Source organism: Acidovorax radicis N35, from assembly GCF_000204195.1.
GTDB lineage: Bacteria > Pseudomonadota > Gammaproteobacteria > Burkholderiales > Burkholderiaceae_C > Acidovorax > Acidovorax radicis.
In genome coordinates, this window is the sequence record NZ_AFBG01000021.1 from 31,937 (window position 1) to 51,505 (window position 19,569).

Here is a 19,569-nt window from a genome sequence, read left to right on the forward strand (position 1 = left end):
AAGCGGTTCTGGCCAGGCGCTGAGTCGCAAGCAGTACGCGCGGCACGGCAAGTTGCGGCAACGACGCCAGAAGCGTTTTGCGAGTCGCGCTTAGCGCTGGCCACGCGCTCCGTAGACCACCTTCATGCCCAGGATCGTCCCCGCCAGCGCGAGCGTGATGGCGTTGGCCACCACGATGGGCCAGGCCGCCAGGGTCAGCCCATACACCAGCCACAGCGCCACACCGGCCGTGAACACGCTGTACATGCCCAGCGAAATGCCCCGGACATCCCGCGTACGAAAGGTATGCAGTGCCTGGGGCACAAAGCTGCAGGTGGTCAGGATGGCGGCGAGGTAGCCGATGAGCTCGGTGGTGGGCATGGGACGGGGGAAAGTTCTGAAGGCTCTGGCGCGTGTGGCAGGGCAACGCCCCATTATTCACTGGTCGCGCGCGGTCCAGTCGACCAGGCTGTCCAGCACAGGCCGCGCAGCGCCGGCATTGGCATGGTTGACGACAGCCACCAGCACATAGCGCCGCCCGCTGGCCGCGTGCACATAGCCCGCCACGGCCATCACGTCGCGCAGGCTGCCAGTCTTGAGATGGGCCGTGCCCACGCGGCTCTGGCTGCGGCGCAGCGTGCCATCCACCCCGGAGATGGGCAGCGACGCCACCAGCTCCGGCATCACCGGGGACACCCAGGCCACCTGCAACATGCGAGCCAGCGCCTGCGCCGTCAGGCGGGCATCGCGGCTCAGGCCTGCACCGTTGTCGGCCAGGGGCAGTTCGGCATCACCGATGCGCGACAGCCACCACTGGCGCAAGGCCTCGCGGGCACCGTCGAAGGTGGCCACACCGTTCTTCTGCAGTGCCAGCGTCAGGAACACCTGCTGCGCCATCACGTTGTTGCTGTACTTGTTCACGTCCCGCACCACTTCGGACAGCGCGGGTGAGGTGGCCACGAAGGCGGGTTTCAAGCCGGGCGGCACCTTGCCCTCGCGCACGCTGCCCGTGAGCTTGCCCCCCAGCTCGCGCCACATGCCTTCCACTGCACGCCCCGCAAAGCCGCGTGGGTCCACCGCCGCCACGGGCCACACGCGCTCGCCGCAGGTGGCCGGGTACACCCCCTGGAAGCTCACCTTGGCGGGGTCGGCCAGCTCCGCCCGCAAGGCGCCACGCCAGTCGCCACACTCGGTGCCCGGCGCGGCCAGCGCGACGGTGGCCTGGCGCACCACACCCGCCAGGGGTGGGTCGTATTGGATGCGCGCCAGGCCTGCGGCGGAATCCGGCACAAAGGTCATCACCGACGATTTGTAGTTGAGCAGCAGCGCATCGGGCGCGGCGTTGTAGGGGCGCAGTGGCTCGCCATCAAAACGTGCCGGGTCGTGGTCGGGCACGTCAAAGGCCGTGCGGTCGAGCACGATGTCGCCGACGATGACCTGGATGCCCTGGCCCTGCAGGCGCCGCATCAGCAGCCACAGGCGTTCCATGACCAGCTTGGGATCTCCCTGACCCTGGATGTAGACATTGCCACGCAGACTGCCGTCCTGCACCGAGCCCTGCACGTAGACCGGGGTGTTCCACACATAGGCGGGGCCCAGTTGCTCCAGCGCTGCATAAGTGGTCACCAGCTTCATCACCGACGCCGGATTCACCGGCATCTGGGCACGGTGCGCCAAGCGTGCAGGCGATGATTTGCCCCCCTGGGCATCCACCACCATCACCGACAGGGCCTCGCGCGGCAACTTGGCGCGACCCAGGGCGGCTTCGACCTCCGGTGGCAGCAGGGCGGGAGCCGCCGCCTGGGCCTGGGCCGTGCCAGCAGCCCCCGCCAGAACGAACCACACCGCCACACCGCCCAGGGCACCACGCAGCGCGAAGTGGCGCCAAGAATCAGGAAACAAGAACATGGCGCGAGTCTATCGCCCGGCAGCGCGCCGCCCGCAGGCCGCGCGAGACCAGGAACCCGGATGCCAGCGCTGCCACGCCCACGCACCGATAATCCCCTGATGCGTTTTTCTCCTCGTGCCATCGGCCTGCTGGCGGCGGTCGTGACGGTCACCATCTGGACGGGTTTCATCGTCATTGCCCGCGCCTCGGCCCAGCGCACGCTCACACCGTTCGACATTGCCCTGCTGCGCATCACCGGCGCCAGCCTGGTCTTGCTGCCCTGGGGCTGGTGGCTGGTGCGGCGGCGCACCGCAGCGCTGGGCTCGGCCGCCCCGCCCTCCAGCCTGGCGGGCATTTCGCCCCTGCCGCTGCGCACCACGGCCCTGCTGGGCACCTTCGGCGGGCTGCTTTACGCCATGCTGGCCTACGCGGGATTCTTCCATGCACCGGCCACCCATGCGGCGGTGCTGATGCCGGGCAGCCTGCCGCTGTGGACGGCGCTGCTGGCTGCCGTGCTGCTGCGCGACCACATCACCCCGCTGCGCGCGGCCGGCCTGGCGCTGATCGTGGCAGGCGACCTGCTGGTGGGCGGGCGCAGCCTGCTGGCGGCATTTTCGGGCGGTGATGTATGGAAGGGCGACGTGCTGTTCATGCTGGCCGCCTCGTGCTGGGCCACCTACAGTGTGCTGGCCCGGCGCCACGCCGTGGACGCCGTGCAGGCCACCATCGCCATCACCGCCTTCGCCTGCCTGGTCTACGTGCCCAGCTACGCGCTGCTGATAGCGCTGGGTGCTGTGACCAGCCACCTGGCCATTGCGCCGTGGAGCGAGATCGTCTTTCACATGGTGTTCCAGGGTGGCGGGTCGGTGGTGATCTCGGGCATTGGCTTCACCCGCATGATCCAGCACTATGGCCCTGTGCGCTCCACCATGATCACGGCCCTGGTGCCTGGCCTCTCGGCCATCGGTGCAGTGATTTTTCTGGACGAGCCAATGTACTGGAACCTCGTCGCCGGCCTGCTGCTGGTGACTGCCGGTATCCTGCTGGGCGTGCTGCGCAAAAGTCAGGCGGGCGTGGTCGTCCCGCCCACGCCCGCCTCTGGCCGCACCGCCCCCTGACCCCTTTTGCCGCGCAAACCCTCTGGCCCCATGAATCTGCTCGCTTTCGACACCAGCACCGACACCCTTTCCATCGCCGTCCAGCACGGTGATGCCGTGTGGCAGCACACGGGCCCCGGGGGCGCGCAGGCTTCGGCCACACTGATTCCGACAGTGCGCAGCCTGATGGCGCAGGCCAGCCTGTCGTTCGACACGCTGGAGGTCATTGTGTTTGGCCGTGGCCCGGGCTCCTTCACCGGCTTGCGCACCGCCTGCGCCGTGGCCCAGGGGCTGGCGTTTGGCGCGCGCGCGGGCCACGGCATACCGGTGCTGCCCGTGGACACCCTGCTGGCCGTGGCCGAGGAAGCGCGCCAGGCGCACGGCTGCACGCAAGTGGTGGCGGTGCTGGACGCGCGCATGGACGAGGTCTACCACGCGCGCTGCGAGTGGATCGGCGCCCAAGGCCGCTGGCACACCGATGCCGACTTTGGCTTGGGGGCGCCGGAATCCGTGCTCGTGCCCGCAGGATGGACGGTGGCGGGCAACGCGCGCGCACCTTACGGCGAACGACTGGCGCCCACAGCCGCCCATGTGGCCACACTGCCCACGGCCAGCGCTCTGCTGCGCCTGGCCCCGGCCCTGCTGGCGGCGGGCGAAGGCGTGCCCGCCAGCGATGCGCTGCCGCGCTACATCCGCGATAAAGTGGCGAAAACCACCGCCGAGCGGGCTGCGCTGCGCGCCGCCCAGCAAGAACGCGCGGTGGACGCGCCCCAGTGAATCATCCCTGCCAGACCCCACCATGAGCGCCTTGCCCACCCCGTCTGCCGGCGCGCCAGAGGCGCGCTTTGAAGCCCTCGCGCTCTCGCGGCTGGATGCCGTGCTGGCGGTGGAGCAACGCGCCTATTCGCACCCCTGGACACGCGGCAACTTCACCGATGCCATGGCCTCGGGCTACCAGGCGCAGGTGCTGATGGCGGGAGAGCACCTGCTGGGCTACTTTGTGGCCATGCTGGGGGTGGATGAAGTACACCTGCTCAACATCACCGTCACCCCCGAATTCCAGCGCCAAGGCTGGGCGCGGGTGTTGCTGGACGCATTGGCCCTGTGGTCGCGCGGGCGCGGCGCCCAATGGCTGTGGCTGGAAGTGCGCATGAGCAACCTGCGCGCCCAGCACATCTACCAGACCCACGGGTTTCGCCGCGTGGGCGAACGCAGGCGCTACTACCCCGCCGAGCTGGGCCAGCGCGAAGATGCCGTGGTCATGAGCCTGGCATTGTGAGCAACACCTTCAACGGGCCCCTTTTCCCATGAGTCTTCACCTCGATGCGCGGCAGCGCGCCATGCTGCAAGAAATGGGGGTCACCGTGTGGGGGCCACAGGAGGCACCAGCAGCCCGCACGGCAGCCCCGGCGCCCGCCCCCGCCATGGCCGCCCCCGCCCCTGCAACCCGCGTGGCGTCCACCCCCACCCCGCCACCCGCCGCGGCAAGCCTACCGGCTGCACGCGCGCCCCAGCCAACACCCCCGCGAGTGTCCGCACCTGCAGCAGAGAGCACAGGCGCAGCCCTGGCCACCCCAACCTTGCGGCTGCATGCGCCCCAGGCGCTGTACCCCACCGCCGACCCGGCGCAGACCCCGACCGGGCTGGGTGCGGGCTGGCTGATCGTGACCGAAAGCCTTACACCGGGCGAGCCGCTGGGTGGCGATGCGGGCCGATTGCTGGAGAACATGCTGCGCGCCATGCAGCTGCACAAGCACCCGCGCGTGTTCCTGGCGGCACTGGAGCGCACGGCCTCCGGCGCGGAACCCGGTGGTGACCACAACATCCCAGCAGCGCTGGCCGACGCCGTGGCGGCGCTGCAACCCACCCTGGTCCTGGTGCTGGGCCATGTGGCAGCGCGGGCGGCGCTGGGCCGCACCGAGCCGCTGGGCCGCCTGCGCGCAGGCCCGCACCAGCTGGCGGGTTGCCCGGCCGTGGTGACCTACGACCCGGCGTTTCTTTTGCGCTCGCAAGACGTCAAGGCAGCTGCCTGGGCCGATCTGTGCCGGGCCCTGGCCATCGTGCGCCAGGCCACATCCCGCTGACCACCGCGGGCGCGGGCTTTTGCCTGGAGGCCGTCGGACTTGGAGCGCCGATCAGCGAAAATTGGACCGCTGCGGTCGATTTGCAGTCGGCGATTTCCAAGTCCGACGGCCTCTTAGGGCCCGTTGCAGCTGCAGTGCCATAATCCGCCGCCTGTCCATTTTTTACGGAGAAAGCTCCTTGGAAACCTACCCGAGTTGGTAGCTTTCAGCTCCCCGGCCTGCCTGCTGTGGGGTTGAAAGCACCCGATCCCCCACACCGCAGATGCCACACAACAAGGGAGTGAGCCCATGCTCAACATCTTCACGCTCGCCAATGGCCGGCTGTTCCAGGAAGAAATCGAATCCCTGGAAGAGCTGACCCGCTTCCAGCCAATCTGGGTGGACCTGGAAGCCCCAACCCTCGAAGAAAAACGCTGGATCAAGCAGCACTACGGCCTGTCCATCCCCGAGGATGCGATGGACGAAGACATCGAGGAATCCGCCCGCTTCTACGAAGAAGACAACGGCGAGCTGCACATTCGCAGCGACTTTTTGATCGACGACGATGAAGACCCGCGCTCGGTGCGGGTGGCTTTCATCCTGAACCAGCACAACGCCAACCTCAAGAGCCGGGGCGTGCTGTTCTCCATCCACGACGAAGACGTGCCGGTGTTCCGCCTGCTGCGCATGCGCGCACGCCGCGCACCAGGCCTCATCGAAGACGCCAAGGAAGTGCTACTCAAGCTGTTCGACGCCGACGCCGAGTATTCGGCCGACACGCTCGAGAACATCTACGACGAGCTGGAAAAGGTGAGCAAGCAGGTGCTGGCCGGCGACGTGACCGATGCCCTTGCTGGCGAGGTGCTGGGCGCCATTGCCCGCCAGGAAGACTTGAACGGACGCATTCGCCGCAACGTGATGGACACCCGCCGCGCGGTGAGCTTCATGATGCGCAGCAAGATGCTCAACTCCGAGCAGTTCGAGGAAGCCCGCCAGATCCTGCGCGACATCGAATCGCTGGACAACCACACGGCGTTTTTGTTCGACAAGATCAACTTCCTGATGGACGCCACGGTCGGTTTCATCAACATCAACCAGAACAAGATCATCAAGATCTTCTCGGTGGCCAGCGTGGCGCTGCTGCCCCCCACGCTGATCGCCAGCGTGTACGGCATGAACTTCAAGTTCATGCCCGAGCTGGAGTGGAGCTACGGGTATGCCTACGGCATCCTGCTGATGATCGCCAGCGCGGTGGGGCCCATGTGGTACTTCCGCAAGCGCGGCTGGTTGAAGTAGCCCCCCTGTGGCGCTGCGCGCCTTCCCCCCCGAGGGGGGACGCCACCGGTGGACCGGCAAAGCCGGATCCACGGTGGCGCTGGCATGGAGGAGCGCCAGTTTCACGGCGCGGCGACCGATGATCTACGGCCACGCATGAAAATATCCAACAAAAATAGCCCCTAGCGCTTATTCAACAAGCGCGAGTAGCTATCAATTTTATAGTTTTTGAAGAAACGCCAGCATGATGTGCTCAGCGTAGCGGCTGGCCACGGTCTGCACGAAGAGGGGAAAGTCCACGTGGGCGGTGTCATCGGCGCGGTCGGAGATGGTGCGCACGGCGGCGAAGGGGATGCTGTAGTCATAGCACACCTGGGCCACGGCGGCGCCTTCCATTTCAACGGCCAGCACGTCGTGGCCGGCGTCGCGCAAGGTGTTGCGCAGGCGGTGGGACTCATCGGCGGCAGAGACAAATCGGTCCCCGCTGGCCACCAGGCCGTGGTGGGTGCGGTGCAAGACGCCTTCCAACACATCTGCTGCACCAGTTCTCAAGCCAAATTGGCCGCTGGCGCTTGATACACAAGCGTAAGCAGCTTCCAAAAGCAGAGCAGACAGCACGCCGTCACAGGCCAGGCGGCTGCGCGCGTAGCCGGGCACTTCCCAGCGCGGGAACAGGGGCGAGGCGTCCATGTCGTGCTGGAGGTAGTCCTGCGCCACCACCACGTCGCCCACGTTCACGCCATCGCCCACGCCGCCCGCCACCCCGGTGAAGACGATGCGCGCCACGCCGAAACGCTCGATGAGCGCCGTGGCCGTGGTGGCAGCCGCCACCTTGCCGATGCCCGACAGCGCCAGCACCACCGCGCGGCCGTGCAGCTCGCCCAGCCAAAAGGCGCGGCCCGCATGCATCAGGCGCTGGGGGTGCGACAGGTGCTGGACCAGCGAGCTTTGCTCTTCGGGCAAGGCGCTGAGGATGGCGGTGGTCATGGGCAACTAAGGGTTAAAACTGGCGCACTCCAGACCAGCGGACGCCGCGCAAGGGCCGCCAAGCCGCTTGGGCAGTGCTTCGCTTGCGTGCGCTGGCGTCGCCCCCCCTTCCCGCTGCGCGCAGCGCGGCGAGAGAAGGGGGGAGCGGCGAAGCCGCTCGGGGGGATGCTCACTTCTTATCGCGCAGCTCGCGGCGCAGAATCTTGCCCACGGGGGTCTTGGGCAACTCGGTGCGGAACTCGATGACCTTGGGCTGCTTGTAGCCCGTGAGTTCTGCGCGGCAGAACTCCTTGACCTGCGCTTCGGTAAGCGCGGGGTCTTTCTTGACGATCACGAGCTTGACGGCTTCACCGGTCTTCTCGTCCGGGACGCCCACCACGGCGCATTCGAGCACGCCGGGGCAGTTGGCTACGACTTCTTCGACCTCGTTGGGATAGACATTGAAGCCGCTGACCAGCACCATGTCCTTCTTGCGGTCCACGATCTTGAAGAAGCCGCGCTCATCCATGACGCCGATGTCGCCAGACTTGAAGAAGCCGTCGTCGGTCATGACCTTGGCGGTTTCATCGGGGCGCTGCCAGTAGCCCGCCATCACCTGCGGGCCCTTGATCGCGATTTCACCGGGCTGGCCGAGGGCGGTCACGTCGCGGCCGTCGTCGTCGATCAGCTTCATCAGGGTGCCGGGGAGCGGCACGCCAATGGTGCCCGTGAACTCCTTGGCGGTCACGGGGTTGCAGCTGACCGAGGGGCTGGTCTCCGACAGGCCATAGCCCTCGCAGATGGGGCAACCGGTCTTCTCCAGCCAGAGCTTGGCCACGGCGCCCTGCACGGCCATGCCGCCGCCCACCGAGACCTTGAGGTTCTTCCAGTTGACGGTGTTGAAGTCGGGGTGGTTGGCCAGGCCGTTGAACAGCGTGTTCACGGCCGGGAAGCTGTGGAAGGTGTGCTTGGACAGCTCCTTGAGCACGGCAGGCAGGTCACGCGGGTTGGGGATCAGGATGGTCTTGCCGCCGGTGCGCATGCTCAGCATCATGTTCACGGTGAACGCGAAGATGTGGTACAGCGGCAGCGCGCAGATGCTGGTGGGCTGCTCGCCCGCAGGCACCTTCTTCATCACGGGGTCGTTCCACGCCTCGGACTGCAGCACGTTGGCGATCACATTGCGGTGCAGCAGCACCGCACCCTTGCTCACGCCCGTGGTGCCGCCGGTGTATTGCAGCAGTGCAATGTCGTCAGGCCGGATGTCGGGCTTCTTGAGGGTGCCGCGCGTGCCCTGGGCCACCGCGTCATTGAAACGCACGGCGCCCGGCAGGTTGTAGGTGGGCACCATCTTCTTGACGTTGCGCACCACGTAGTTGACCAATGCTCCCTTGAGCAGGCCCAGCTGGTCGCCCATGGCGCACAGCACCACGTGCTTGACGGGCGTGTTTGCAATGCAGCTTTGCAGCGTGGTGGCGAAGTTTTCGATGATGACGATGGCCTTGGCGCCCGAATCCTTGAGCTGGTGCTCCAGCTCGCGCGGGGTGTACAGCGGGTTCACGTTGACCACCACGAAGCCCGCACGCAGGATGGCCGCCACCGTCACGGGGTACTGCGGCACGTTGGGCATCATGATGGCCACGCGGTCGCCCTTGACCAGGCCCAGGCCCTGCAGATAGGCCGCAAACGCGCTGGAGAGCGAGTCTGTCTGGGCATAGGTCACTTCCTTGCCCATGAAGCTGTAGGCCACGCGGCCCGCGTACTTGGTAAACGCCTCGTCCATGAGGGCCACGAGCGATGGGTATTGCGTGGTGTCGATGTCTGCAGGGACGCCTTGCGGATAGGCAGCCAGCCAGGGGCGATTCGTCATTTTTTGTCTCCTGATAAGTTTTATTGATGCCGTGAAGACCGCCCTGGGATTTCCAGCACGATCGTGCTTTTTCGCGGTGAAATTATGCCCGTCACCCCTTGAGCGCGGAAAGAACTTCGTCGAGCATTTTCTTGGCGTCGCCAAACAGCATGCGGTTGTTGTCCTTGTAGAACAGGGGGTTGTCCACCCCCGCATAGCCCGACGCCATGGAGCGCTTCATCACGATCGAGGTCTTGGCCTTCCACACTTCGAGCACGGGCATGCCTGCGATGGGGCTGGTCGGATCATCCAGAGCGCTGGGATTCACGATGTCGTTGGCGCCGATGACCATGGCCACGTCAGCATTGGGGAAGTCCTCGTTGATCTCGTCCATCTCCATCACGATGTCGTAGGGCACCTTGGCCTCGGCCAGCAGCACGTTCATGTGGCCGGGCATGCGACCCGCCACCGGGTGGATGGCAAAGCGCACATCCACGCCCTTCTCGCGCAGGGTCTTGGTGATCTCGTACACCGTGTGCTGGGCCTGGGCCACGGCCATGCCGTAGCCGGGCACGATGATGACGCTTTTGGCATCGCGCAGCAGCTCGGCCGTCTCGGCGGAGCTGACGGGCACGGCCTCGCCTTGCGGCTCGGTTGCCTCGCCCTTTTTGGCAGGTGTGCCAGCGCCCGACCCGAAGCCGCCCGCGATCACGCTGATGAAGTTGCGGTTCATCGCGTTGCACATGATGTACGACAGGATGGCACCCGAAGAGCCCACCAGCGCGCCCGTGACGATGAGCAGGTCGTTGGACAGCATGAAACCCGTGGCCGCCGCCGCCCAGCCCGAGTAGCTGTTGAGCATGGACACCACCACTGGCATGTCCGCGCCACCAATGGCCATCACCATGTGGATGCCGAACAGCAGCGCGATCGCCGTCATCACCATCAGCGGCACCATGCCTTGTTCAATGGTCTCGGCGCGCAGGAACTCGCGGCCAAACCAGATCACGATCAGCAGCGCAGCCAGATTCATCCAGTGGCGGCCAGGCAGCAACAGCGGCTTGCCACCGATCTTGCCGTTGAGCTTGCCGAAGGCGATCAGCGATCCGCTGAACGTGACCGCGCCGATCAGGATGCCGACATAGATCTCCACCTCATGGATGATCTTCTCGGCGCCCTGCAGCTGGATCGAGGTATCGACGTAACTCGCAAAACCCACCAGGCAGGCCGCAAGGCCCACCAGGCTGTGCATGAGGGCGACCAGCTCGGGCATCTGGGTCATCTTGACGACCTTGGCCGCATACAGGCCAATGCCACCGCCGATGACCAGTGCGCCGACGATCCAGGCCACGCCCGCAGGACTGACACGGGGGCCGAACACCGTGGCCAGCACGGCCAGCGCCATGCCGACCATGCCGAACAGGTTGCCCCGGCGCGAGGTTTCGGGGTTGGAGAGCCCGCCCAGGCTCAGGATGAACAAAATGGCCGCACCCAGGTAGGCAACGGTGGCGAGACTTTGGGACATGTTCTGTGCTCCTTGTGTTCTTGTTGTGATGGAGTTACTTGCGGAACATGGCCAGCATGCGGCGCGTGACGGCGAAGCCACCGAACATGTTGACAGCCGTGAGCACCAGCGCGGCAAAGGCCAGCCAGAGGATGAGCCCATCCGGGCGCCCGTTGATGCCCGCATCGGGCGGTGCAATCTGCACCAGCGCACCGATGGCGATGATGCTGGAGATCGCGTTGGTCACGCTCATCAACGGCGTGTGCAGCGCGGGCGTGACATTCCACACCACCATGTAGCCGATGAAGCAAGCCAGCACGAACACCGTGAAGTGGCCCAGGAAGGCCACGGGCGCATAGGCACCGATGGCCCAGAACAGCACGGCCAGCACGGCAAAAACGATGGTCAGCGTCTTGGCAGACATCGGTGCGCCCGGACCATGGCTGGATTTTTTGGCAGCCACAGGAGCTGCCGCGGCCTTGGGTGCCGGCACAGGGGCCTGCTTGAGCGGTGGGGCAGGCCAGGTGATCGCGCCATCCTTGACCACGGTGAGGCCGCGGATCGCGTCGTCCTCCATGTTGACCACGGCCACGCCGTCCTTGGCCTTGCACAGCTCTTCAGTCAGGCGCAGCAGGTTGGTGGCATACAGCGTGGACGACTGCTTGGCCAGGCGCGAAGCCAGGTCGGTGTAGCCGACGATGGTCACGCCGTGGCGCACCACAGCCTGGCCAGGCACGGTCAGCTCGCAGTTGCCACCCTGCTCGGCGGCCATGTCCACGATCACGCTGCCGGGCTTCATGCTCTGCACCATCTCGGCCGTGATGAGCTTGGGCGCGGGTTTGCCCGGAATCAGCGCGGTGGTGATGATGATGTCGGCATCCTTGGCTTGCTCCGCGTACATCTTGCGCTGCGCGGCCTGGAAACCCTCGCTCATGACCTTGGCGTAGCCGCCGCCGCCCGAGCCTTCTTCCTCGTAATCCACCTTGACGAACTCACCGCCCAGCGACTTGACCTGGTCAGCCACTTCGGCACGCGTGTCGTTGGCGCGCACGATGGCGCCCAGGTTGGCAGCCGTGCCGATGGCGGCAAGCCCCGCCACGCCCGCGCCTGCGATGAACACCTTGGCCGGCGGCACCTTGCCCGCGGCGGTGATCTGGCCGTTGAAAAAGCGGCCGAAGGCATTGGCCGCCTCGATGACGGCGCGGTAGCCGGAGACGCCAGCCGTGGAGGTCAGCGCGTCCATCTTCTGGGCGCGCGAGAGCGTGCGCGGCAGGCAGTCGATGGCCAGCACCGTGGCCTTGCGGTCCGCGAGCTGCTGCATCAGCTCGGGGTTCTGGGCAGGCCAGATGAAATCAATGAGCGTCGTGCCCTCACGCATCAGCACCACTTCGTCGCTGCTGGGCGGGCGCACCTTGAAGACGATGTCTGATGCTGCCCACAGGGCGGCAGCGCCGCCCACGATCTGGGCCCCGGCGGCGCGGTAGGCGTCATCGCTGAAGTTGGCGGCATCCCCAGCCCCCGACTCCACAGTGACCGCAAAACCCAGCTTGATCAGCTTCTCCACCACATCGGGCACGGTGGCCACACGCTTTTCGCCGGGGAAGATTTCCCTGGGCACGCCAATACGCTGCGGCTGCGGGACGGGGCTGGTCTGCATGGGAGGTCTCCTCGAAGTTGTGGAATCGTTGGGGCCGGCGTGTCTGCCGCTGCGTCAGCCCGCCCAGGGGCGTGCGGCGGCCTGCTTCTTGACAAAGCAGGCGTCCACGGCATCCAGGAGCTGCTGCTGTTCTGCGCTGGCTGGGGGCACGATCTGCGCTGCGCCCTGCATCACGGAACGCAGGGTCAGCACGTGGTAATCGGTGAATTTTTCTAAGCTGCGCTCCAGCACAGCAGGCACTTCGCTGGGTGCCAACGGGCGGTTGCGCAGCATGTGGGAACTGGCAACCCAGAGGTTGTTCGCATCGGAATCGCCCAGACCCAGATGTTGGCGAAGCAGGGCCAGAACGCCCTCTTTCTGCTCCACGGTCACGGCGCCAGTCGCCTGCACCATGGCCAATGCCATCACAGCCACCACATCCACAGGGTGCTCCAGCGTGTACAGCGGCGGCGTTGTGACCTTCCTGGACCAGGCACGGCGGCGGAAAAAGGCCAGCGGATTGAGCCAGCCCACGTCAATGCCAAAACGGCGCAGGGCTTCCATCGCCATCGTGAAAGTGATGATGAGTCCCAGGATTTGCAGGATCACGCCCATGGTGAATCTCCCTCTCTTGTGTTGTCTTGTAGTTTTGTTGTTTTGTTATCTGTTTGCGCCGCTCATTTCCGGGATGCGGCTTCGGCAAACGGGAAAGGCGGAATGGCCAGGTGGCCGTCCACCATGCCGGCGCTCAGGCGCACAGCCTGGGCCAGGTCATGGGCCCATTGCTGGAAGGGCAGGCCTGCGACCAGGAACTCTTCGTTGTTGCGCGGCCGGACGCTGATCAGCCGCTGGTCCACCAGGGCATCCACCACCACCCAGACACCCGCTTCGGTGACGTAGCGGTAGCTCACATGCGCATAGGGGGTGCTCAGCGCGATCTGGCGGCTGGCCATCCATTGGCCCAGATCGGGTCGGTTCTTTTCAAGCCACTTGGGGCTGCTCGCCCAAAGCTTGAAGCGCAGGCAATCGGCGCGCACGGGGCTGCCATCCGCGGGATCTTTGACCACGACGTCCTGTTGCGGCGGGCAGTACCCCACCCCTTGCGGAGACCCGCGCAGATCGCCGGTGCGGTTGGTCTGCACACGCAGCGCAGCCAGCCATTCACCTTTCGCACCACGCAGCCCCACGTCACGGGTTTGCAGCGAGGTACGGCCTCCGGGGCCTGATGTGGCCTCATCAGAAGTACCCAGGTCTTGCCACGCCCCTGGCGGCAACACCAGACGGGCGCGCCCGACTGGATATTCGGCCTTTGGGGGAACGGTCAGGGGCGCGCACGCCACCGTCAACACCGCCACGGCAAATACAGGCAACAAGCGCCGAAACTTCGAAATAGTCAGAGTCATAGAGAAAGGTTCATACGAATTCGCCTTCAATCATCCCACGGCACCCGAGTCCGTCCATCGACGGCTTCTGCCATGCAACAACCAGCTCGGTGTAACTGGTGAGAAATGTGTTGAAAGCGCCCTGGTATCGGACACTTCTTACGGCGCTGCCGGTGGGCAAGCTGACCGCGAGCTTACATGAAGAAAATCTTGCCGCTGTCGCCTTTGTCTGATGTAGAGGGAACTCCCCAGTCCCTCTCGTATCGGGGCAAAAAAAAGCCTGGCTGCGCAACGCAGCCAGGCCGATCGGGCGGCCCTGCAGGGCCTTGTGCCAACGGTCAGTTCACCACTTGGGCCAGCGTACCCGCCGCGTACTGGGCCGCCACAGCCTGAAGGCTCAGCCCTTTGATCTTGCTGCCCTGGCCTTCGCAGCCGAATTCCAGGTAACGCTGCTTGCAGACCTGCTTGGCCGCCTCGCGGGCGGGCTTGAGCCACTCGCGCGCGTCGAACTTGTCGGGGTTTTCAAACAGGAACTTGCGCACCGCGCCGGTCATGGCCAGGCGGATGTCGGTGTCGATGTTGATCTTGCGCACGCCGTGCTTGATGGCTTCCTGGATCTCCTCGACCGGCACGCCGTAGGTTTCCTTCATCTTGCCGCCGTACTGGTTGATGATGGCCAGCAGCTCGGCAGGCACCGACGACGAACCATGCATCACCAGGTGGGTGTTGGGAATGCGCTGGTGGATTTCCTTGACGCGGCTGATGGCCAGGATGTCGCCCGTGGGCTTGCGGCTGAACTTGTAGGCGCCGTGGCTGGTGCCAATGGCAATCGCCAGGGCGTCCAGTTGCGTGGCCTTCACGAACACGGCGGCCTCTTCGGGGTCGGTCAGCATCTGGCTGTGGTCGAGCTTCACATCGGCGCCAATACCGTCTTCCTCGCCGGCTTCACCGGTTTCGAGGTTCCCCAGGCAGCCAAGTTCGCCTTCAACGGTAACCCCCACCTTGTGTGCCATGTCGACCACCTTGCGGGTCACTTCGACGTTGTAGTCGAACGACGAGGGCGTCTTGCCGTCTTCCATCAGCGAGCCATCCATCATCACCGAGCCAAAGCCCAGGTCGATGGCGCCCTGACAAATCTTGGGCGAGGTTCCGTGGTCCTGGTGCATCACCAGCGGGATGTGCGGGAAGGCTTCGACGGCGGCCTGGATCAGGTGCTTGATGAAAGGCTCGCCAGCGTACTTGCGTGCTCCGGCGCTGGCCTGCAGGATGACCGGGGCCCCCAATTCGTCGGCAGCGGCCATCACGGCCTGGACCTGCTCCAGGTTGTTGACGTTGAAGGCAGGGATGCCATAGCTGTTGGCTGCGGCATGGTCGAGCAGTTCGCGCATCGAAACGAGGGGCATGGTCGTAGGGTCCGTTGAGGGTTGGAGAAGGCGCTGTAAGCCGGTCATTGCGGTGGTAACCGCTTGGTAACTCGCGATTTTAACCGGGGGGCGTGACCGCCGAAGGGGGCAAATCCAACCGAAAACAGGTGGTAAAGGGCTGGGCGGCAGGTGCTGGACCGAAATTACCGCCATGGATGTCTGCCACCCGCCGCAGGATTTCGTGGCCCAGGTGCAGGCTGTCAGTGGGACTTCTCGCACCCGCAGTGGCGGGCAGGTCGCCATGGCGCCTGGCACCGTCATCACACACCTGCAGCCAAACACCCGCTCCCTCAGTAGCCCCCACCTGCACCGCGATGTGCGTGCCCTCCGGCGTGTGCTTGAGCGCGTTTTCCACCAAATTGCGCGCCGCGATGTCCAGCAGCAACACGTGCCCAGACACCCAAAGCTCCGGTGGCGCCGACAGGGCGATGTCATCCCCCCGCTGCCAGGCAGCCTGCGCATAGTCAACACACACTTGGCGGGCCACGGCACACAGGTCCACCGGTGCCTTGGCCTCGTGCAGTTCCGCCCGGCTGGCGCGCGCCAGGGCCAGCAGCTGGTTGAGCACATGGCCAGCCCGCAAGGCGTCCTGGCCAATGCGGGCAATGGCCTGCGCCCGTGCGGCGGAATCCAGCTCTCCGCCCAAGGCACTGGCCTGCAGGGCAATGGATGACAGGGGCGTGCGCAATTCGTGCGCGACTTCGTTGGCCAACCTGCGTTCGCGCACCAGCGCGGCCTGCTGACGGTCCAGCAGGGTGTTGATGGACGCGACCACCGACTCGAACTCGCTCCAGGCATGGCGCGAGGCCAGGCGTGGCGCGCTGGCAGGGTCGAGTGCCGCGACGTCTGCCGACAAGGCATACAGCGGCCGCAAGCCCCGCCACAGGGCCAGGCCCAGGGCGAGCGACACGACGGGAAGCAACCAGAGGCCAGGCTCGATCATCTGCTCGGCAATGTCCTGGGCAAGCTCGTCGCGCTCGCGCAACTCCAGCAGCACCATGATCTTGCGCGCCCGCGCGGCATCCCACTGCGAAAAGCTGCGCCATACCGCCTCGTCCGGCCCCAGCGCCATGTTGGCGAATCCCTCGACATCACCGAAGGCAGGTGCCGGCGCCGTACCGCTGTGATGGAGCATGCGACCCTGCGCGTCCCACTGGACCACGCTGAGGGACTGCTGGTAGTCGTGCGACTTGAGCCAGGGTGTGGCCGCGCGCTGCGTGACCTGCGGCCCTTCGGTGGCCTCGGTCGCGCGCAAGTTCAGCAGCAGGGCAGCCACACTGGCCAGGTGCCCGTCGGTCAATTCATCCGCCTCGTGCACCCCTGTCTGGTAGCCAATGAACACGAAACTTCCCCACACCAGTGCCAGCGCCCCGAGGCACCACAACAGCAGCTGGCGCGTCAGCGACGGCCGGCGGGCGCGCGCGACAGGAGTCGCTGCAGAGGCGCTCATGCCGAGGGCTCCTGGGGCATGAAATAGCCCACGCCCCGCATGGTCTGGATGCACGCACTGCCCAGTTTGCGGCGCAGGTGGTGGATATGGACCTCCACCGCGTTGCTCTCAATGGCGGCATCCCAGCTGTACAGGCGCTCTTCGATCTGCTGGCGCGAGAGCACACGCCCCCGGGCCTCCAGCAGCACCAGCAGCACCGAAAACTCTCGGGGCGACATCTCTACCAGCTTGCCGCCCTGGTGGACGGTTCGCGCCGCAGGGTCCATCTCGATGTCTGTGTAGCGGAGGGTGGGAGACGCCCGGCCGGCGGCCCGGCGCAACAGGGCGCGCAAGCGTGCATCCAGTTCATCGATGTCGAAGGGCTTGGCCAGGTAGTCATCCGCCCCCTGGTCCAGCCCCGCAATGCGTTGATGCACCTGGTCACGGGCGGTGACGATCAGCACGGGAGTGGAGGGATCGGGCAACATCTGCGGAGCCCCGGCCCCAGGCGCCGGGCTCAGGCGCAACCGCCTGAGCAGCTCGCCGCCATCGCCATCGGCCAGCCCCAGGTCCAGCAACACGGCATCAAAACGCTCCACGCGCAGCGCACCCCAGGCACTGGCTACGCCATCGCACACATCCACCGCATAGCCACGCTGCTGGAGGTTGGTACGCAGGCCTGCGGCAATGCCGGCATCGTCTTCGACCACGAGTATTCGCATGCAGCCATTGTCGCCGCGCGATGCACCCTGCGGAGGGTCATTAAGACAGTGTTAAGTGGGGCACCCTATGGTCCGTGGGATGTTGTCCCCGCCCTCCCAGCCCCGTCGTTTTGCCGCCCGCCACCGTACTTTGCTCCTTTGGACGCTGGGTATCCTGGCCGCCGTGGTGGCCTGGGACGCCGGGGGGCAGGACATCCCCCTGGCCCAGGCGTTTGGCTCTGCCACGGGGTTCCCGCTGCGGGAACAATGGTTCTTCGTGCAGGTGCTCCATGAAGGCGGCCGCCGACTGGGGTGGCTGCTGGTGCTACTGCTCACGCTGGGGGTGTGGTGGCCCCGGGGCGTGCTGCGGCGCCTGGATGCGGGCGAGCGGCTGCAGATGGCCCTCAGTGCCCTGCTGGCACTTGCGGCGGTGAGCGTGGTCAAGAACCTGAGCACTACCAGCTGCCCCTGGGACCTGGCGAAGTTCGGTGGCGTGGCGCGCTATGCCTCCCATTGGGCGCTGGGGGTGATCGACGGCGGCGGCGGGCGGTGCTTCCCGGCGGGCCATGCCTCAGCGGGCTTTGCTTTTGTGGGGGGCTACTTCGCGCTGCGCTACAAAGCACCTGCTGCCGCGCGATGGTGGCTGGCAGGCGCACTGCTGGCAGGCTTGGTTCTGGGCGGTGCCCAGCAGGCGCGGGGCGCACACTTCATGAGCCACACCCTGTGGACAGGGTGGCTGTGCTGGACGGTGGGTTGGCTGTGCGACCTGGGCGCTTCGGCCCTGCGCCCACGCCTGGCCGCCCTCTCCACAGCCGCCACAGCGGCCGACGACCCACCCCGGGCCGCCAGCTGATTGCTCAGCGCCTGGCTGTTCAGCTCGCCACGCAGATCTTCAGCATATTGGTCCCGCCCGGCGCCCCCATGGGCTCGCCACAGGTGATGGCGTAAACATCGCCCTTTTGCACGATATTGCGGTTCTTGAGATGGCGCTCGGCCTGTTCCAGCGCAGTGTCGCGGTCCGCACTGGTGTCCATGAGCAGGGGACGCACGTTGCGGTACATGGCCATCTTGCGCTGCGTGGCCACCTTGGGGGTGAGTGCGTAGATAGGGATGCGGATGCTGTGTCGGCTCATCCACAGGGCCGTGGCACCGCTGTCGGTCATGGCCACGATGGCCTTGGCACCCAGGTGGTGGGCCGTGAACAGCGCGCCCATGGCGATGGACTGGTCGATCCGGCCAAAGGTCTGGCCGGTGAAGTCGGCGTCCAACTGATGGTCCTCCGCCGCCTCGGCCGCAGCGCAGATGGTGGCCATTTCTTCCACCGTCTCCAGCGGGTAGCGGCCTGCGGCCGTCTCGGCGCTCAGCATCACGGCATCGGTGCCGTCCAGCACGGCATTGGCCACGTCGCTCACCTCGGCGCGCGTGGGCACGGGGTTGGTGATCATGCTTTCCATCATCTGCGTGGCGGTGATGACGACCTTGTCCAGCTCGCGCGCCATGCGGATCATCTTCTTTTGCAGCGCAGGCACGGCCGCATTGCCCACTTCCACGGCCAGGTCGCCGCGCGCCACCATGATGCCGTCGCTCACGCGCAGGATGGCTTCCAGGTGGGGGATGGCCTCGGCCCGCTCGATCTTGGCGATCAGGCCCGGCTTGTGACGGTACTCGGACGCGGCCACATTGCACAGCTGGCGCGCCATTTCCATGTCGGTCGCGTTCTTGGGAAAGCTCACCGCCACATAGTCGGCCTGGAAGCTCATCGCCGTGCGGATGTCTTCCATGTCCTTGGCCGTGAGGGCCGGTGCCGTGAGGCCCCCGCCCTTCTTGTTGATGCCCTTGTTGTTGGACAGCTCGCCGCCCACCTTGACCGTGGTGTGCACCTCTTCGCCCCGCACCGCATCGACGGTGAGCACGATCAGCCCGTCATTGAGCAGCAGCAGGTCGCCCGCCTTCACGTCGCGTGGCAGCTCCTTATAGTCGAGCCCCACACCTTCGATGTCACCCAGCTCGGTGCGCGACGCATCGAGCACAAACTTGGCGCCCGACTCCAGCTGCACCTTGCCTTCGGCAAACTTGCCCACGCGGATCTTCGGGCCCTGCAGGTCGGCCATGATGGCCACTTCGCGGCCTGCGCGCTGCGCGGCGGCACGCACGGTGGCAGCGCGGTCGATATGGTCCTGCGCCTTGCCGTGGCTGAAGTTCAGCCGCACCACATTCACCCCCGCTCGGATCATGGCCTCCAGCAGTGCCGGGTCGCTGGAGGCGGGGCCCAGGGTGGCAACAATCTTGGTGGCGCGGCGGGTAGGCATGGGTTTGTCTCTTTCTCTCGTTTGTCGGGTGGATGTAATCGAGTTTCAATTCTCACACGAAGCGGTT

18 protein-coding genes are annotated in these 19,569 nt (G+C 66.0%); 6 read left to right on the forward strand and 12 right to left on the reverse strand.

Annotation, left to right across the window (positions count from 1 at the left end):
* Positions 1-90 precede the first annotated feature (90 nt).
* Together ARADN35_RS0117165 and dacB are read right to left on the reverse strand one after the other, a co-directional pair.
* Positions 91-360 carry a SemiSWEET transporter gene (locus ARADN35_RS0117165; RefSeq protein ID WP_010464262.1) on the reverse strand — a complete coding sequence of 90 codons (270 nt, stop codon included), beginning with the start codon at positions 358-360 and terminating at the stop codon, positions 91-93.
* A 57-nt stretch (positions 361-417) separates the two neighbouring features.
* On the reverse strand, positions 418-1,887 hold the full coding sequence (dacB, locus tag ARADN35_RS0117170; RefSeq protein ID WP_010464264.1) for a D-alanyl-D-alanine carboxypeptidase/D-alanyl-D-alanine endopeptidase: 1,470 nt from the start codon (positions 1,885-1,887) through the stop codon (positions 418-420).
* A 99-nt stretch (positions 1,888-1,986) separates the two neighbouring features.
* Here dacB and ARADN35_RS0117175 point away from each other — a divergent pair, with 99 nt between their 5' ends.
* From ARADN35_RS0117175 to corA, 5 genes are all read left to right on the forward strand, one after another.
* Positions 1,987-2,985 (forward strand): DMT family transporter, encoded by a 999-nt coding sequence (locus ARADN35_RS0117175; RefSeq protein WP_050812543.1) that lies wholly within the window; start codon positions 1,987-1,989, stop codon positions 2,983-2,985.
* Positions 2,986-3,015: 30 nt separating this feature from the next.
* Positions 3,016-3,741, forward strand: a complete 726-nt coding sequence (gene tsaB / locus ARADN35_RS0117180) for a tRNA (adenosine(37)-N6)-threonylcarbamoyltransferase complex dimerization subunit type 1 TsaB (RefSeq protein ID WP_010464268.1) — start codon at positions 3,016-3,018, stop codon at positions 3,739-3,741.
* A gap of 22 nt (positions 3,742-3,763) precedes the next feature.
* Positions 3,764-4,243: a ribosomal protein S18-alanine N-acetyltransferase gene (rimI, locus tag ARADN35_RS0117185; RefSeq protein ID WP_010464269.1), complete on the forward strand. Its 480-nt coding sequence runs from the start codon at positions 3,764-3,766 to the stop codon at positions 4,241-4,243.
* A gap of 28 nt (positions 4,244-4,271) precedes the next feature.
* Positions 4,272-5,048 carry a uracil-DNA glycosylase family protein gene (locus ARADN35_RS0117190; protein ID WP_029414126.1) on the forward strand — a complete coding sequence of 259 codons (777 nt, stop codon included), beginning with the start codon at positions 4,272-4,274 and terminating at the stop codon, positions 5,046-5,048.
* A gap of 288 nt (positions 5,049-5,336) precedes the next feature.
* On the forward strand, positions 5,337-6,323 hold the full coding sequence (gene corA, locus ARADN35_RS0117195; protein ID WP_010464274.1) for a magnesium/cobalt transporter CorA: 987 nt from the start codon (positions 5,337-5,339) through the stop codon (positions 6,321-6,323).
* Positions 6,324-6,521: 198 nt separating this feature from the next.
* Here corA and ARADN35_RS0117200 read toward each other — a convergent pair whose 3' ends face one another.
* The 9 genes from ARADN35_RS0117200 to ARADN35_RS0117240 all read right to left on the reverse strand — a co-directional run bounded on the left by ARADN35_RS0117200 (position 6,522) and on the right by ARADN35_RS0117240 (position 17,214).
* Complete coding sequence (locus ARADN35_RS0117200; protein WP_029414127.1) at positions 6,522-7,289, reverse strand: 5'-methylthioadenosine/adenosylhomocysteine nucleosidase; 768 nt, start codon at positions 7,287-7,289, stop codon at positions 6,522-6,524.
* Between the two features lie 169 nt (positions 7,290-7,458).
* Positions 7,459-9,138: a long-chain-fatty-acid--CoA ligase gene (locus tag ARADN35_RS0117205; protein ID WP_010464278.1), complete on the reverse strand. Its 1,680-nt coding sequence runs from the start codon at positions 9,136-9,138 to the stop codon at positions 7,459-7,461.
* Positions 9,139-9,229: 91 nt separating this feature from the next.
* Positions 9,230-10,642 carry a Re/Si-specific NAD(P)(+) transhydrogenase subunit beta gene (gene pntB, locus ARADN35_RS0117210; RefSeq protein ID WP_010464279.1) on the reverse strand — a complete coding sequence of 471 codons (1,413 nt, stop codon included), beginning with the start codon at positions 10,640-10,642 and terminating at the stop codon, positions 9,230-9,232.
* 34 nt (positions 10,643-10,676) lie between these two features.
* Positions 10,677-12,278 (reverse strand): Re/Si-specific NAD(P)(+) transhydrogenase subunit alpha, encoded by a 1,602-nt coding sequence (locus ARADN35_RS0117215; RefSeq protein WP_010464280.1) that lies wholly within the window; start codon positions 12,276-12,278, stop codon positions 10,677-10,679.
* A gap of 54 nt (positions 12,279-12,332) precedes the next feature.
* Positions 12,333-12,872 carry a hypothetical protein gene (locus ARADN35_RS0117220; RefSeq protein WP_010464283.1) on the reverse strand — a complete coding sequence of 180 codons (540 nt, stop codon included), beginning with the start codon at positions 12,870-12,872 and terminating at the stop codon, positions 12,333-12,335.
* A gap of 62 nt (positions 12,873-12,934) precedes the next feature.
* On the reverse strand, positions 12,935-13,660 hold the full coding sequence (locus ARADN35_RS0117225) for a hypothetical protein (protein ID WP_029414128.1): 726 nt from the start codon (positions 13,658-13,660) through the stop codon (positions 12,935-12,937).
* Between the two features lie 317 nt (positions 13,661-13,977).
* Positions 13,978-15,042, reverse strand: a complete 1,065-nt coding sequence (fba, locus tag ARADN35_RS0117230; RefSeq protein ID WP_010464287.1) for a class II fructose-bisphosphate aldolase — start codon at positions 15,040-15,042, stop codon at positions 13,978-13,980.
* A 79-nt stretch (positions 15,043-15,121) separates the two neighbouring features.
* Positions 15,122-16,513 carry a histidine kinase dimerization/phospho-acceptor domain-containing protein gene (locus ARADN35_RS0117235; RefSeq protein ID WP_010464289.1) on the reverse strand — a complete coding sequence of 464 codons (1,392 nt, stop codon included), beginning with the start codon at positions 16,511-16,513 and terminating at the stop codon, positions 15,122-15,124.
* A complete protein-coding gene (locus tag ARADN35_RS0117240; protein WP_029414129.1) occupies positions 16,510-17,214 on the reverse strand; it encodes a response regulator transcription factor in 705 nt (234 codons plus the stop codon). Before ARADN35_RS0117240 ends, ARADN35_RS0117235 begins: the two co-directional genes overlap by 4 nt.
* A 79-nt stretch (positions 17,215-17,293) precedes the next feature.
* Between ARADN35_RS0117240 and ARADN35_RS0117245 the strand changes: the two genes are divergently transcribed.
* Entirely contained in the window at positions 17,294-18,046 is a 753-nt protein-coding gene (locus ARADN35_RS0117245; RefSeq protein ID WP_050812544.1) for a phosphatase PAP2 family protein, read from the forward strand.
* A gap of 19 nt (positions 18,047-18,065) precedes the next feature.
* On the opposite strand, the gene pyk is transcribed toward ARADN35_RS0117245, so the two are convergent.
* Positions 18,066-19,502 (reverse strand): pyruvate kinase, encoded by a 1,437-nt coding sequence (gene pyk / locus ARADN35_RS0117250; RefSeq protein WP_010464296.1) that lies wholly within the window; start codon positions 19,500-19,502, stop codon positions 18,066-18,068.
* Positions 19,503-19,569 lie beyond the last annotated feature (67 nt).

What these genes read in the sequence shown, in the direction of transcription:
- ARADN35_RS0117165 (WP_010464262.1), bottom strand. Translation starts at nt 360, where the DNA reads ATGCCCACCACCGAGCTCATCGGCTACCTCGCCGCCATCCTGACCACC.
- dacB (WP_010464264.1), bottom strand. Translation starts at nt 1,887, where the DNA reads ATGTTCTTGTTTCCTGATTCTTGGCGCCACTTCGCGCTGCGTGGTGCC.
- ARADN35_RS0117175 (WP_050812543.1), top strand. Translation starts at nt 1,987, where the DNA reads ATGCGTTTTTCTCCTCGTGCCATCGGCCTGCTGGCGGCGGTCGTGACG.
- tsaB (WP_010464268.1), top strand. Translation starts at nt 3,016, where the DNA reads ATGAATCTGCTCGCTTTCGACACCAGCACCGACACCCTTTCCATCGCC.
- rimI (WP_010464269.1), top strand. Translation starts at nt 3,764, where the DNA reads ATGAGCGCCTTGCCCACCCCGTCTGCCGGCGCGCCAGAGGCGCGCTTT.
- ARADN35_RS0117190 (WP_029414126.1), top strand. Translation starts at nt 4,272, where the DNA reads ATGAGTCTTCACCTCGATGCGCGGCAGCGCGCCATGCTGCAAGAAATG.
- corA (WP_010464274.1), top strand. Translation starts at nt 5,337, where the DNA reads ATGCTCAACATCTTCACGCTCGCCAATGGCCGGCTGTTCCAGGAAGAA.
- ARADN35_RS0117200 (WP_029414127.1), bottom strand. Translation starts at nt 7,289, where the DNA reads ATGACCACCGCCATCCTCAGCGCCTTGCCCGAAGAGCAAAGCTCGCTG.
- ARADN35_RS0117205 (WP_010464278.1), bottom strand. Translation starts at nt 9,138, where the DNA reads ATGACGAATCGCCCCTGGCTGGCTGCCTATCCGCAAGGCGTCCCTGCA.
- pntB (WP_010464279.1), bottom strand. Translation starts at nt 10,642, where the DNA reads ATGTCCCAAAGTCTCGCCACCGTTGCCTACCTGGGTGCGGCCATTTTG.
- ARADN35_RS0117215 (WP_010464280.1), bottom strand. Translation starts at nt 12,278, where the DNA reads ATGCAGACCAGCCCCGTCCCGCAGCCGCAGCGTATTGGCGTGCCCAGG.
- ARADN35_RS0117220 (WP_010464283.1), bottom strand. Translation starts at nt 12,872, where the DNA reads ATGGGCGTGATCCTGCAAATCCTGGGACTCATCATCACTTTCACGATG.
- ARADN35_RS0117225 (WP_029414128.1), bottom strand. Translation starts at nt 13,660, where the DNA reads ATGACTCTGACTATTTCGAAGTTTCGGCGCTTGTTGCCTGTATTTGCC.
- fba (WP_010464287.1), bottom strand. Translation starts at nt 15,042, where the DNA reads ATGCCCCTCGTTTCGATGCGCGAACTGCTCGACCATGCCGCAGCCAAC.
- ARADN35_RS0117235 (WP_010464289.1), bottom strand. Translation starts at nt 16,513, where the DNA reads ATGAGCGCCTCTGCAGCGACTCCTGTCGCGCGCGCCCGCCGGCCGTCG.
- ARADN35_RS0117240 (WP_029414129.1), bottom strand. Translation starts at nt 17,214, where the DNA reads ATGCGAATACTCGTGGTCGAAGACGATGCCGGCATTGCCGCAGGCCTG.
- ARADN35_RS0117245 (WP_050812544.1), top strand. Translation starts at nt 17,294, where the DNA reads ATGTTGTCCCCGCCCTCCCAGCCCCGTCGTTTTGCCGCCCGCCACCGT.
- pyk (WP_010464296.1), bottom strand. Translation starts at nt 19,502, where the DNA reads ATGCCTACCCGCCGCGCCACCAAGATTGTTGCCACCCTGGGCCCCGCC.